This is a genomic window from Rheinheimera sp. MMS21-TC3 (assembly GCF_032229285.1).
Lineage (GTDB): Bacteria > Pseudomonadota > Gammaproteobacteria > Enterobacterales > Alteromonadaceae > Alishewanella.
The window spans coordinates 2,165,698-2,177,930 of the sequence record NZ_CP135084.1 but is presented as its reverse complement, the minus strand read 5'-3'; the positions used below and the strand labels follow the sequence as shown (position 1 = coordinate 2,177,930).

Below are 12,233 nucleotides of genomic sequence, written 5' to 3'. Positions count from 1 at the left end.
GCAGTTAAAACATGATGAACAGGCAACCTATCGCAATTAGTTAGATAAACAACGTGAGTAAGTCATTTAAATAACGACTACCTTGAGTTGTCACTTGCCAATATTGATCTGTTTCAATTAATAGCTGTTTTGCAATAGCACTATTAATAGCTGGCTCTATATAACTAATCGGCAATCCGGTATAGGCAGTAAAATCAGCTTTAGGGCAGGGTTCAATTAAACGAAATCTATTCATAAAAAATTCAAAAGGGCGATCTTCTGGCTCTACTTGCTCGCGACTATCTAAGTAACCACGGCTAATATCCATATAACCCTTAGGGTGTTTAATTTTAACTGTGCGTAAAATAGCATTTTTTGCTGGCAAAGTGATTTTACCATGAGCGCCACAGCCAATGCCTAAATAGTCGCCATAGCGCCAATAATTTAAATTATGCTGACATTGAAACCCTGGCTGACAATAGGCGGATATTTCATATTGTTCATAACCATGCTGTTGCAATAGTGCTAAGCCTTGTTGTTGAATATCCCATAAGGTGTCATCTGGCGGCAATAACGGCGGCTTGGATGCAAAAGCGGTATTAGGCTCTATAGTTAACTGATACCAAGATAAATGAGGTGGAGTCAAGGCAATAGCTTGTTGTAAATCGGCTAGTGCTGCATTGACATCTTGATCAGGTAAGCCATGCATTAAATCTAGATTAAAGCTATTTAACGGTAATCTATTTGCTAACTTAGCCGCATGAGTTGCTTCTGCGCCGTCATGAATACGGCCTAAGGCTTTAAGTTGTGCTGTTTGAAAACTTTGCACACCGATAGAAAAGCGGTTAATGCCGGCCTCAACATAGCCAGCAAAGCGGGCAGCTTCAACTGTGCCTGGGTTAGCCTCCATGGTGACTTCCATATCGCTTGCACAAGTTAAACGTTGTTTAACCCTAGTTAAAATACGACCTATACCTTCGGCGCTAAATACACTAGGTGTGCCACCGCCAATAAAAATGCTGCTTAAAGTGCGTCCTGCGACTAAGGCAAGATCTTGATCAAGGTCTGCCAGTAAATGCGAAATATATTCTTGCTCAGGAATACCTTTTTTTACGGCATGAGAATTAAAGTCACAATAGGGGCACTTTTGGATGCACCAAGGAATATGAATATAAAGTGCCAAAGGCGGTAACGACAGGCTCAAAAGAGCTCCTTTTTATAGTAGATTAACTTGGGACTAGTCTAAACCTTGTAGTAAAGTTTTTAAGGCTTGGCCACGATGGCTTAACTGTTGTTTTTGACTGGGAGTGAGTTGTGCTGCGCTGCAGTTTTCATGGTTTAGCCAAAAAACCGGATCATAACCAAAACCATGTTCACCTATAGCACTAGTGGCTATTTCACCATGCCAAATACCATGACATATCAGAGGAGTAGGATCCTCTGCGTGGCGCATATAAACTAAAACACAATGAAACTGCGCACTGCGCTTACCTACTGGTATGCCCTGCATACTAGATAATAACTTATCTATATTGAGTTTATCGGTAGCGCCTTCTCCAGCATAGCGAGCGGAGTAAATTCCTGGTGCGCCACCTAAGGCATCTACTGCTAGGCCTGAATCATCAGCAATTGCAGGTAAACCGGTAGATAATGCAGCGTGTCTAGCTTTAATGATGGCGTTCTCAATAAAGGTTAAACCTGTTTCGGCTGCATCCGTAACGCCAAGCGCACTTTGGGCAATAATATCAATATTACGGCCAGCTAACATTTGTGATAATTCGGCTACTTTACCTTTGTTGCTACTGGCTAATACAATTTTTCGCATAAAAACAAATCCACACTTGGTATTAGTCGACATAAAGTTTTTGTTTAAACTTTAATTGTTGCAAACTTTCTTTTTGCGACAGGGTTAAAGTGAAGTCAAAAACTTGCTGATCTTTAAAGGGTAATTGGGCTAAATAATAAATGGCTTTACCTTCTACTACCTCAGTAAAATCCAAGGCAATTTGCCGGCCTAGTAAATCTTTAGCAATACCACTGATAGAGACTTTTTGTGCTTGCTGAGATTGACTATTTAATACTGAAATATTAATTACCGCATTATATTTACTGCGTTGGATTCGGTATTGCTGGGCTATTTCTGGTGTTAATAGCGGAGCAGGAAAGGCAATATAATGTACATCCCATAGTCCTAATTGTTGCATTTGTTCTGCACTTAATTGGCTGCTAGTAGCGAGCAGTAGTGTTAAAAATGCAGCTAGTAAAAGTTTCATTAGATTACCTTAGTTAATTCGCTCAGGGGTTTCTATTATAGATGAACTAACGTAATTTATCTTGTGCTTAACAAGGATTCTATTAACGGTGGTAATACTTTAGGTGAGAGAATAACTACCATTTTATGCCGACTTAACTCCCCCTTTTCTAGCACAATATCTGATTTTGCGACTTTAAAACTTTTAGCTAAAAATTTAAGTAAATGTTGGTTCGCTTTGCCATCAATAGGCGGCGCGGTAATCGCAATTTTAATCGCATCATTATAAAGGCCTACCCATTGATCTCGGCTAGACTTAGGCTGCAGATACAACCTAAGTCTTAATCCGTTTTGTATTTGCTGTATAGGCATTAAAAACCGCGAAACCAACCGTTAAACAAGATGTTCAAAAACTGTAAGCCTATTAACACTACTAATACCGATAAATCTAAGCCGCCCATAGGCGGTAAAATACGACGGATAGGGCGAAGCAGAGGTTCAGTTAATTGATGCATAACTTGCTCTATTGGATTATTACCTTGGCTAAACCAGCTTAGTAAGGCTCGAATAACTAAGATCCAAAATAGTAATGAAAAGGCCTCTTTAATAACAACAATAGCCGCCCACAGGAAGCTATTTGGTAAAACGACACCTTTAATTAGGATAAATTGAATTAATAGTAATTTTGTCAAAGCAATTAAATAGGCTAATAATACTGTTGCGGTGTCTATACTACCCATACTGGGTATAAGTCGGCGCAGCGGTAGCACTATAGGGTTAGTCGCTTTTACAACAAACTGGCTAAAAGGATTATAAAAATCTGCCCGTGCTAATTGTAGCCAAAAGCGCAAAATAACCACCATTAAAAACAGATTAAATATGGTGTTAATTAAAAAGTGTAACGCATCCATAAATGACTCCCAACAGCACTAATAGAGTTTAAAAGTATATAAATTAAAAACTTTGTGCCATTTCTTGCGCACGTTTTATTGCTGCATACATGGCGTCTGAAACCATTTTTTCAAGCCCTTGATCAGCAAAGGTAGTCACGGCTTCATGGGTAGTGCCACCTTTAGACGTTACTTGAGCACGTAAATCAGCAAAGCTATGCTCACTGCCTAACGCCATAGTTGCAGCACCTAAGGCCGTTTGGGCAACCATTTTTTTAGCTTGTTCAGCATCAAAACCTAATTCCTCAGCCACTTGTTGCATAGATTGCATAAAGTAGAAAAAGTAGGCCGGAGAGCTACCAGTAACTGCAATAATATGATCAATTTTTGCTTCGTCTTCTAACCAAACATTTAATCCGGTACCGCTGAACATGTGATCAGCAAATGACTTTTCATAATTGGAGCAATCTGCTGCATATAAGCCTGTAACACCAAGGCTGACTAAAGAGGGGGTATTTGGCATGCTGCGGACAATACGCACATTACCTAACCAGTCTTTATAACGGCTAACTGGTATGCCAGCAGCTAAAGTAACAAACAATTTATCAGCTATTTCTGGTGCTGCAGTAATTAATGTTTCGCATAGTTGCTGCATCATTTGTGGTTTAACGGCTAACACTATTACATCTGCTTGCTGTACAGCATAAATATTATCTAAGGTGGTCTGAATATTATAATCAGCAGCCAGAGCAGTTAATTTAGGCTGGCTTCTATTGGCAGCTATAATGTTTTCACTTGGGTAGCCATTGTTAACCATAGCGGCGATAACACAGCGCGCCATATTTCCTGCCCCAATAAAAGCAACTGTATTATCATTCATATTAGATTTCATTCCTCGTTAGTATCCCTTTTACCAAAAATTGCTGTGCCTAATCTTATCATAGTTGCGCCATAGCGTAGAGCAATTTGCCAATCTGCAGACATCCCCATAGATAACTCCTTGGCATGCGGATAATGCTGTTGCAGTTGTAATGAATGCTGCTGCATAGCGGCAAAAGCTTGCTCTGAATCGCCTAACGCAGGGATAGCCATTAGGCCTTTTAACTCTAACTGCGGCAGGGTATTAATTTGTGCGGCAAATTCAAGAAGTGATTCAGGTGCTATACCTGATTTAGAGTTTTCATTACAAATATTTAGTTGAATGAGTACTTTAAGTTTACCTAAAGAATTTGGCCGTTGCTCAGCTAGGCGTTTTGCTATTTTTAGCCTATCAATGCTGTGAACCCAAGCTGCGCTTTGTGCTACTAATTTTGTTTTGTTTGACTGCAAAGGGCCAATGAAATGCCATTCTATATCTGTTTTATCAGCAAGTTGTTGTTGCTTATCTGCCAGCTCTTGCGGATAGTTTTCAGCAAAGCGTCGCTGTCCACCAGTGTAAGCAGTTAAAATATCAGCAGCAGGTTTAGTTTTACTTACGGCTATTAATTGCACAGTTTTGTTGGAAATTTGCAATTGTAAGCATTTTTGTTTGATGTTCTGATAGGCGAGCTTAAGTTGTTCTGCTATGTTATTCATAAAGTTGGCATCTTGGAGTAAAAAATTGTCATGGATATTACTGAATTATTAGCCTTTAGTGTGCAACATAAAGCGTCAGATTTACACCTTTCTGCAGGGGTACCGCCTTTAATACGTGTTGATGGTGATGTTAGAAGGCTTAACATTCCGCCATTAACTCATAAAGAGGTGCATGCCTTAATTTATGAGATTATGACAGATAGGCAGCGTAAAGAGTATGAAGAAAACCTAGAGTCTGACTTTTCATTTGAAGTACCAAACTTAGCTCGGTTCAGGGTTAATGCTTTTGTACAAAATCGTGGTGCTGCTGCAGTATTTCGTACCATCCCAAGTGAAGTATTGTCACTTGAAGACTTAGGTGCACCCGATATTTTCAAAAAAATTGCAGATAATCCTCGTGGTTTAGTACTTGTTACTGGACCTACCGGTTCGGGTAAATCTACTACCTTAGCGGCTATGGTTGACTATATTAATAGTATGCGTCATGAGCATATATTAACCATTGAAGACCCAATAGAATTTGTTCATAGCAATAAGCAATGCTTAATTAACCAACGAGAAGTTCATCGTGATACCCACAGTTTTAGTAATGCTTTACGCTCTGCATTGCGTGAAGACCCGGATGTTATCTTAGTTGGTGAATTACGGGATTTAGAAACCATTCGTTTAGCTATGACTGCAGCGGAAACAGGTCACTTAGTTTTTGGTACCTTGCATACTACCTCTGCACCTAAAACTATCGACCGTATTATCGATGTGTTTCCAGCAGAAGAAAAAGCTATGGTTCGCTCTATGTTATCGGAGTCTTTACGCGCAGTTATTTCGCAAACCTTATTGAAAAAAGTGGGTGGGGGCCGTATTGCCGCCCATGAAATTATGGTTGGTTTACCGGCAATCCGTAACTTGATTCGTGAAGATAAAATTGCCCAAATGTATTCGGTAATTCAAACTGGTGCCTCGCATGGTATGCAAACTATGGATCAGTGTTTACTAAATCTAGTTAATCGTGGCTTAGTGTCACAACAAGATGCAGCAGGTAAAGCCCAAGATAAAAATACTTTTGGTAATATGGGTAGGATGTAATTAATGAGTAACTTGACTGATTTTCTTGATAAAATGGTGTCAATGAAGGCGTCTGATATGTTTGTTACCGCAGGGATGCCGGTAGCGGCAAAAATAAATGGTGAAATGACGCCTATAGATGAAACGCCTCTTACCGATGCTGGATCATTAAAACTTGTGTTAGCGGCAATGAATGACAAGCAACAACAAGAGTTTATGACTACTAAAGAGTGTAATTTTGCTATTGCCAATGAAGCCGGTCGTTTTCGGGTGTCAGCATTTTGGCAGCGGGATTGCGCCGGCATGGTAGTACGGCGCATTATTACTCGTATACCCGAAGTAGATGAGCTTGGACTGCCACCTATAATGAAAGAAATTATCATGTCTAAACGAGGCTTGGTATTGTTTGTCGGGGGAACGGGTACCGGTAAATCGACTTCATTAGCAGCTTTGTTAGGCTATCGTAATCGTAATACTAAAGGTCATATTTTAACTATTGAAGATCCAATAGAATTTGTTCACGATCATCAAAAAAGCTTAGTGACTCAGCGTGAAGTTGGCATAGACACCGAATCTTTTGGTTCAGCATTAAAAAGCTCATTGCGCCAAGCGCCAGATGTTATTTTAATTGGTGAGATCCGCAGCCAAGATACGATGGAATACGCACTGTCTTTTGCTGAAACTGGCCATTTATGTATAGCGACGCTGCACGCCAATAATGCTAACCAAGCTATTGATAGGATCATGCACTTAGTACCAAAAGATATGCACCAAAAGTTGCTATTTGACTTATCACTCAACTTAAGGGCTATCGTTGCTCAGCAGTTAGTGCCAACAGCAGATGGTCAAGGCCGTAAAGCGGCGATAGAGGTATTACTAAACTCTCCTTTAGTAGCAGATCTTATTGCTCGTGGCGAAATAGGTGAAATTAAAGCAGTAATGACCAAGTCACGTGAATTAGGTATGCAAACCTTTGACCAAGCATTATTTGATATGTATCAAAGTGGCATTATTAGCTACACAGATGCAATTCACCATGCAGATTCGCCAAACGATTTACGTCTAATGATAAAGTTGCGTAGTGGTGATACTAAAGGGGCTGGCTTTTTATCCGGGGTAACTATACAAGGGTTTGAGCCAGATTTAGATTCAGACGGTAATTAGAAGCCAGACTGATAACGCTTATGTAAAATGTTAACTCGTTTTACATAAGCTTGGGTCTCTGCAAAAGGAGGGATCCCTTGGTGCCGTCTGACTGCTGTGCTACCGGCATTATAAGCGGCTAAGGCTAAATCTATATTATTATCATACTGCTGCAGTAATTTAGCTAAGTACTGGCTACCGGCTTGAATATTTTGGCTTGGCATACTAGCATCAGTTACGCCCAATTCTTCAGCTGTTTTAGGCATTAATTGCATTAAACCAACAGCGCCTTTTTTGGAAACAACACTAGGTCTAAATGCTGACTCAGCATGAATAACAGCGCGAATTAGTGCTGGATCTAAATTATGCTTAATTGCTGCAGAATTAATTAATTGATTATAAGGCCGAATATAAAGTGGCGTAGTAAACCAATTAATATTTGAGTTAGGATCGCAAGCAAAGCAATCATAATACAATACCTTGTAGCTTAGATTTAGAGGCTGTCTATCTGAAAATAAAACAGTGCCATCGGCTTTTTGAGCACTATAAATGGTATACTGTGCTGTCGAATTTGATTTTTTGCTTGGCATCTTTACTGCTGGTGCAGACTTTGATGGTGACAGTTTATGTACAGGTTTTTTATCTTCTTTAGCTTGCAGCATAAGCGAAGTAGTAGCCACTGCGAGCAAAGCAAGATAGCCAAATAGCATTTTAAACAAATAATACCTTACTTAGCATGGTTGATTATGTTTTATTGATATTGCTAACTAGCTTAGTAAAGCACTTACATAGTTAGAACTCAAGCTAGCTGCGATACAATGAATATCCTTTCGTTATAGTCTAGGCTAAAATTACTAACCTATAAATCACATTCTTTTTTCAAAGTTGCTTTATCATGACACTAAGACTAAATCGTACGGTTGTGATTGCTTTTGCCGGAGTGCTATTAGCAATGGCAACTATTCAATCCGGCGCTTCTATTGCTAAACAGCTATTTCCTATAGTTGGGCCTGAGGGCACAACGGCACTGCGTCTTGGATTTTCCGCTATCATATTATGGTTAGTGTTTAGGCCATGGCGAGCTATGCCCAAAGGCCGAGATATGCGTGCCATTGCATTTTATGGTATTTGCTTAGGTGGCATGAATATTTTGTTTTATTTAGCTATAGAGCGTATTCCTTTAGGTATAGGTGTAGCATTAGAGTTTACCGGCCCTTTAGCAGTTGCCTTAATAGGCTCTCGGCGCAAACGTGATTTAATATGGGTTGGTTTAGCTATTGCTGGAATTTTATTACTCTTACCAGATATGCAAGGTGAAGAAGCGCTAGATCCTGTTGGTGTGGTCTTAGCCTTAGCCGCTGGCGCTTGTTGGGCAGGTTATATTTTGTTTGGTAAAAGAACAGGGAGTCAAGCATCTGGAGGCATAACGGTTGCTTTAGGGATGACCGTTGCAGCAGTGTTTTTAGTGCCTATTGGCTTTGTTAGCCAAGGTATGGCAATACTTAGCTGGGAAGTTATTCCCTTAGGCTTTGCTGTGGGTATTTTATCCAGTGCCTTACCTTACTCCTTAGAAATGGTGTCGTTACGTAATATGACTTCACAAAGCTTTAGTGTGCTAATGAGTATGGAGCCAGCAGTGGCCGCATTAGCAGGTTTTTTAATTTTAAGTGAGCAGCTTACTTTATGGCAATGGTTAGCAATATTACTGGTTATTTGTGCTTCTTTAGGTAGTGCATTAACTGCTGAACAGCGGCCATAAATTAGCAGAGCTCAGCCATTGGATAAAAAGAATAGAGTCGATAAAGTTTGATCTATTACAATACTTATAAGTATTAATTATTGGATAATAATAGTTAATTGATGCAAATGGAGAAATCTAATGAAGCATGTTTCAGATTTAATGACTGCAGATCCCTTTTGTGTAGAGCGTGGCGCTAATTTAAAAGATGCCCATGATTTAATGCGCAGTAAAAATGTTCGGCATATTCCTGTTATAGACACTAATGGTGAGCTAGTAGGCATGCTGACACAAAAAGTGTTAGTGGCTAAAGTAATGTCATTAGTAGCCCAATTTGGCGCGGCTGAGTTAGAGCGTAAAGAAAAACAACAGTTAGTTACCGATATTATGCTAACAGATTTTGTCAGCGTATTGCCTAGTACTACTTTACTTGAAGTAACAGAATATTTTGTGACTAATCGCCATGGCTGTTTACCTATAGTAGACGACAGCAATAAGATTAAAGGAATTCTAACCTCATCTGACTTTGTTCGTTTAGCGGTAATTCTGCTGAAACAAAGTACTTAATTTACTAATGTAAACTAGCTAACAAAAAGCCCTCAGCAGAGGGCTTTTTTATATTAAGTATTTAATATCCCTACAGGATATTTAGCTCTTTTAATAAGCTGTCAGCATTATCAATATGCTGCATTTGCCACAGCATAAAGCGTGAGTCTACTTGGATTGAACGGGTATTATCATTATTAAAGTCCCAATCTGAGATGATTGAGTCTAAGGTACCATCAAAGGCTAAACCAACTAGTTCACCTTTACCGTTTAATACTGCTGAACCTGAGTTACCACCAGTAATATCTAAGGTTGCTAAAAAGTTGACTGGTACTGAGTTTAAGCTATCTACTTTATAGTTACCAAATTGCTTAGCAGCAATGGCCTCTAGTTGCTTTTGTGGCGCATTAAACTCACCTTCACCTGTTGCTTTAGCACTAATACCGCGCAGCGTTGTGAATGGCGCCCAAGCATTACCATCTTCATTGCCATGAGCTCGGCCTCTAACATTACCGTAAGTGACACGTAGGGTGCTGTTTGCATCTGGATAGACGGCCTCACCTTGAGATTGCATAAAGGCAATTTTAGCGCGCATATAGTTAGCATAGGCTTGTTGAATTTTACCTGCTAACTCTTCATCTGCCGCTTCTTGCTTTAAGTCTGATTTATATAAAGCAATTGCCGCTTTTACAAAAAAGTCATTACTGGCTTTGTAATCAGCGATAGAGCCTTGCAATAAAGCTTGACGGTTAGCTAACGAAGTCAATCCGGTAGCATTATACCAACTATCAATTAATGCGATTAATTGCTGTTGGCTCATATTATCTTTAATACCCATAGCTTTATCAAACTCAGCATTACGCTGCTTTTTGTTTTGGCTGGCATACTTAGTTAAATTATGCAGATCAAAGGCTTTTTCAACATTGACATCAAAATTACGCTCCATACCCGCTATAAAAGCTTTATAACGTGGGAAATCACGCTCTTGATAGCCAGCTTTACGCTGTGCATTTGGTTTAGTATTTTCGTGAGTTAAACGATGTAAAGCGCGGGCTAAGCCTAATAATCGCGGTGTAGCATTGTTTAATAAATATTCTGCTCGATTTTGTTCATGCCGTTTTTTTAATAGCGTTTCAATTTCGGCTAAATCTTTAGCATAGGCTTTCTTATTGCTACGGCTACTATTAACCCATTGGGTTAAGGCTTGGTGCTGTGCAGTTTTACGCTGTAAAAAATCGCTATTAGCAAAGCTATCTAGCATGCCTTGACGATTTTTCATGTAGTTATTTAAGCCGGCTTTACGACTAGCATATTTTAATTCAGCATCTTTATTATTAGCCGTTTCGCGGGCAATAATATCTAGGCTATCTTTAAACTGCTGAACTGTATTTGGGTAGCTCCACTGGAATGTTTCGCTAACTTCGCTTGGTAAGCGGTGACGGTTAGTACGCCCAGGGTAGCCAAGTGCCATAACAAAATCGCCATCATTTAGGGCATCGGTGGCAATTTTTAAATGATAATCAGGTGTGTAAGGCACGTTATCTACACTATAGTCAGCAGATTTGCCTTCAGGGCTAACATAAGCACGATAGAAGCTATAATCACCGGTATGACGTGGCCACATCCAGTTATCGGTATCACCACCAAACTTACCTACACCAGAAGGGGGAGCATGGACTAAACGTACGTCTTTAATTTCTAATTGTTTAATTAAGTAATACTCTAAGCCACCATAATAAGATGCCACAGTACAGCGATGACCAGCATCTTGTTCGCAGTCGGCTACTAAGCTTTTTTCATTAGCTTCAATAGCGTCTAAGCGTTTCTTACCGCTTAGCTTAGCGGTTTTAGCATCAACAACTTTGTCAGTGACATTATCTACCGCTTTTGTAACAAAAATTCGGCTGCCTGGCGCCGCTGATACTTCATCACTAAAGCTGTTAGCTAAAAAGCCATTAGCTAATAAGTCATTCTCTGGCGTTGAGTTATGAGCAATGCTGCCATAAACACAGTGATGGTTAGTCACCACTAAACCCTGATCTGAAACAAAAGATGCAGAGCAACCGCCTAAACTTACGATAGCGCCCATTGGAAATTCGGTTAGTTTAGTTAAACTCGCAGGGTCTAGCGCTAAACCTGCAGTTTTTAATTTATCAGCAATTTCGGGTAATTGCTGTGGCATCCACATGCCTTCATCGGCAATGGCAAAGCTGCTGGCTAGGGCTAGCATAAGAAGTGTTTTTTTCATGGTTGCTCTTCTAGTTGTAATGTTAATGGAATAAAGCCTGTAATCAGGCCTATAGTCCATGCCAGAGTAGGGGCTTGTCAATATGCAGACAAAGCCTGTTACATTTAATTTAGCCAGATGAGCAATTTTTAACGAGGAACAGCAGGATAAAACAAGGTTTTGCTATGCTTAACCCGATTTTTGCCGCTGCTGTAGTACCTGTATTACATCATTTAAAGCTAAGTCTTGGCTGCGCAGTAACACCAATAAATGGAAAATTAAGTCTGCCGCTTCGTTTTTTAATTCTTCGCGATCGCCAACCGTGGCGGCAAGTGCGGCCTCTACACCTTCTTCACCCACTTTTTGCGCCATTCTTTTTACGCCACTGGCGAATAAACTGGCGGTGTAACTGCTGGTTATATCGCCGTTTTGTCTTGCAGCTATTAGTTGTTCTAATTGATATAAAAAACTCAACTGCGGGCTGTTCTGGTTGTTATCGGCCCAGCAGCTTTCATTACCTAAATGGCAAGTCGGCCCCTTAGGCAGGGCCAGCACTAATAAGCTATCGGCATCACAATCTGCGGTAACACTGACTAAATGTAAAAAGTTGCCTGAGCTTTCGCCTTTACACCATAAGCGTTGTTTGCTGCGACTATAAAAGGTGACCTTTTTACTATTTAAGCTTTGCGCTAGTGCTTCAGGGCTCATATAAGCCTGCATCAACACCTTACCTGAAACAGCGTGCTGTACTATGGCGGGGAGTAGTTGATTTTCAGGCCAGTTAAGCTGACTTATTTGCTGTTTATTCATGCTAAACCTTAT

14 protein-coding genes are annotated in these 12,233 nt (G+C 40.0%); 4 read left to right on the top strand and 10 right to left on the bottom strand.

Going from position 1 to position 12,233, the window contains the following annotated elements; translation table 11 throughout:
- Nucleotides 1-40: 40 nt before the first annotated feature.
- The 7 genes from hemW to RDV63_RS10600 are packed head-to-tail and all read right to left on the bottom strand — an operon-like array spanning nucleotide 41 to nucleotide 4,695.
- Complete coding sequence (gene hemW / locus RDV63_RS10630; RefSeq protein ID WP_313909479.1) at nucleotides 41-1,183, bottom strand: radical SAM family heme chaperone HemW; 1,143 nt, start codon at nucleotides 1,181-1,183, stop codon at nucleotides 41-43.
- A 33-nt stretch (nucleotides 1,184-1,216) separates the two neighbouring features.
- Nucleotides 1,217-1,804 carry an RdgB/HAM1 family non-canonical purine NTP pyrophosphatase gene (gene rdgB, locus RDV63_RS10625; RefSeq protein WP_313909478.1) on the bottom strand — a complete coding sequence of 196 codons (588 nt, stop codon included), beginning with the start codon at nucleotides 1,802-1,804 and terminating at the stop codon, nucleotides 1,217-1,219.
- Nucleotides 1,805-1,826: 22 nt separating this feature from the next.
- Nucleotides 1,827-2,252 (bottom strand): DUF4426 domain-containing protein, encoded by a 426-nt coding sequence (locus RDV63_RS10620; RefSeq protein ID WP_313909477.1) that lies wholly within the window; start codon nucleotides 2,250-2,252, stop codon nucleotides 1,827-1,829.
- 56 nt (nucleotides 2,253-2,308) lie between these two features.
- The gene (gene yggU, locus RDV63_RS10615) at nucleotides 2,309-2,602 is read right to left on the bottom strand and encodes a DUF167 family protein YggU (RefSeq protein ID WP_313909476.1); all 294 of its coding nucleotides are present in this window, start codon (nucleotides 2,600-2,602) and stop codon (nucleotides 2,309-2,311) included.
- A complete protein-coding gene (locus RDV63_RS10610; RefSeq protein WP_313909475.1) occupies nucleotides 2,602-3,141 on the bottom strand; it encodes a YggT family protein in 540 nt (179 codons plus the stop codon). Before RDV63_RS10610 ends, yggU begins: the two co-directional genes overlap by 1 nt.
- 43 nt (nucleotides 3,142-3,184) lie before the next feature.
- Entirely contained in the window at nucleotides 3,185-4,000 is an 816-nt protein-coding gene (proC, locus tag RDV63_RS10605; protein ID WP_313909474.1) for a pyrroline-5-carboxylate reductase, read from the bottom strand.
- A gap of 8 nt (nucleotides 4,001-4,008) precedes the next feature.
- Nucleotides 4,009-4,695, bottom strand: a complete 687-nt coding sequence (locus RDV63_RS10600; protein WP_313909473.1) for a YggS family pyridoxal phosphate-dependent enzyme — start codon at nucleotides 4,693-4,695, stop codon at nucleotides 4,009-4,011.
- A 30-nt stretch (nucleotides 4,696-4,725) separates the two neighbouring features.
- On the opposite strand from RDV63_RS10600, the gene RDV63_RS10595 reads away from it, so the two are divergent.
- On the top strand, nucleotides 4,726-5,778 hold the full coding sequence (locus RDV63_RS10595; protein ID WP_313909472.1) for a type IV pilus twitching motility protein PilT: 1,053 nt from the start codon (nucleotides 4,726-4,728) through the stop codon (nucleotides 5,776-5,778).
- 3 nt (nucleotides 5,779-5,781) lie between these two features.
- Nucleotides 5,782-6,921, top strand: a complete 1,140-nt coding sequence (locus RDV63_RS10590; RefSeq protein WP_313909471.1) for a PilT/PilU family type 4a pilus ATPase — start codon at nucleotides 5,782-5,784, stop codon at nucleotides 6,919-6,921.
- Here the strand turns inward: RDV63_RS10590 and RDV63_RS10585 are convergent.
- Complete coding sequence (locus tag RDV63_RS10585) at nucleotides 6,918-7,610, bottom strand: lytic transglycosylase domain-containing protein (protein ID WP_313910409.1); 693 nt, start codon at nucleotides 7,608-7,610, stop codon at nucleotides 6,918-6,920. The two genes, RDV63_RS10590 and RDV63_RS10585, sit on opposite strands and share 4 nt — an antisense overlap.
- A 185-nt stretch (nucleotides 7,611-7,795) precedes the next feature.
- Here RDV63_RS10585 and RDV63_RS10580 point away from each other — a divergent pair, with 185 nt between their 5' ends.
- A complete protein-coding gene (locus RDV63_RS10580) occupies nucleotides 7,796-8,659 on the top strand; it encodes a DMT family transporter (RefSeq protein ID WP_313909470.1) in 864 nt (287 codons plus the stop codon).
- A 120-nt stretch (nucleotides 8,660-8,779) separates the two neighbouring features.
- Nucleotides 8,780-9,205 carry an HPP family protein gene (locus tag RDV63_RS10575; RefSeq protein WP_313909469.1) on the top strand — a complete coding sequence of 142 codons (426 nt, stop codon included), beginning with the start codon at nucleotides 8,780-8,782 and terminating at the stop codon, nucleotides 9,203-9,205.
- A gap of 70 nt (nucleotides 9,206-9,275) precedes the next feature.
- On the opposite strand, the gene RDV63_RS10570 is transcribed toward RDV63_RS10575, so the two are convergent.
- Both RDV63_RS10570 and hisIE read right to left on the bottom strand, forming a co-directional pair.
- On the bottom strand, nucleotides 9,276-11,432 hold the full coding sequence (locus RDV63_RS10570; RefSeq protein ID WP_313909468.1) for a S46 family peptidase: 2,157 nt from the start codon (nucleotides 11,430-11,432) through the stop codon (nucleotides 9,276-9,278).
- Between the two features lie 168 nt (nucleotides 11,433-11,600).
- Nucleotides 11,601-12,221 (bottom strand): bifunctional phosphoribosyl-AMP cyclohydrolase/phosphoribosyl-ATP diphosphatase HisIE, encoded by a 621-nt coding sequence (gene hisIE, locus RDV63_RS10565; protein WP_313909467.1) that lies wholly within the window; start codon nucleotides 12,219-12,221, stop codon nucleotides 11,601-11,603.
- Nucleotides 12,222-12,233 lie beyond the last annotated feature (12 nt).

Coding starts and splice junctions, on each gene's coding strand:
- yggU (WP_313909476.1), bottom strand. CDS start 2,602: ATGCCTATACAGCAAATACAAAACGGATTAAGACTTAGGTTGTATCTG.
- RDV63_RS10590 (WP_313909471.1), top strand. CDS start 5,782: ATGAGTAACTTGACTGATTTTCTTGATAAAATGGTGTCAATGAAGGCG.
- rdgB (WP_313909478.1), bottom strand. CDS start 1,804: ATGCGAAAAATTGTATTAGCCAGTAGCAACAAAGGTAAAGTAGCCGAA.
- RDV63_RS10620 (WP_313909477.1), bottom strand. CDS start 2,252: ATGAAACTTTTACTAGCTGCATTTTTAACACTACTGCTCGCTACTAGC.
- RDV63_RS10585 (WP_313910409.1), bottom strand. CDS start 7,610: ATGCTATTTGGCTATCTTGCTTTGCTCGCAGTGGCTACTACTTCGCTT.
- RDV63_RS10600 (WP_313909473.1), bottom strand. CDS start 4,695: ATGAATAACATAGCAGAACAACTTAAGCTCGCCTATCAGAACATCAAA.
- RDV63_RS10595 (WP_313909472.1), top strand. CDS start 4,726: ATGGATATTACTGAATTATTAGCCTTTAGTGTGCAACATAAAGCGTCA.
- RDV63_RS10570 (WP_313909468.1), bottom strand. CDS start 11,432: ATGAAAAAAACACTTCTTATGCTAGCCCTAGCCAGCAGCTTTGCCATT.
- RDV63_RS10610 (WP_313909475.1), bottom strand. CDS start 3,141: ATGGATGCGTTACACTTTTTAATTAACACCATATTTAATCTGTTTTTA.
- proC (WP_313909474.1), bottom strand. CDS start 4,000: ATGAATGATAATACAGTTGCTTTTATTGGGGCAGGAAATATGGCGCGC.
- RDV63_RS10580 (WP_313909470.1), top strand. CDS start 7,796: ATGACACTAAGACTAAATCGTACGGTTGTGATTGCTTTTGCCGGAGTG.
- hisIE (WP_313909467.1), bottom strand. CDS start 12,221: ATGAATAAACAGCAAATAAGTCAGCTTAACTGGCCTGAAAATCAACTA.
- RDV63_RS10575 (WP_313909469.1), top strand. CDS start 8,780: ATGAAGCATGTTTCAGATTTAATGACTGCAGATCCCTTTTGTGTAGAG.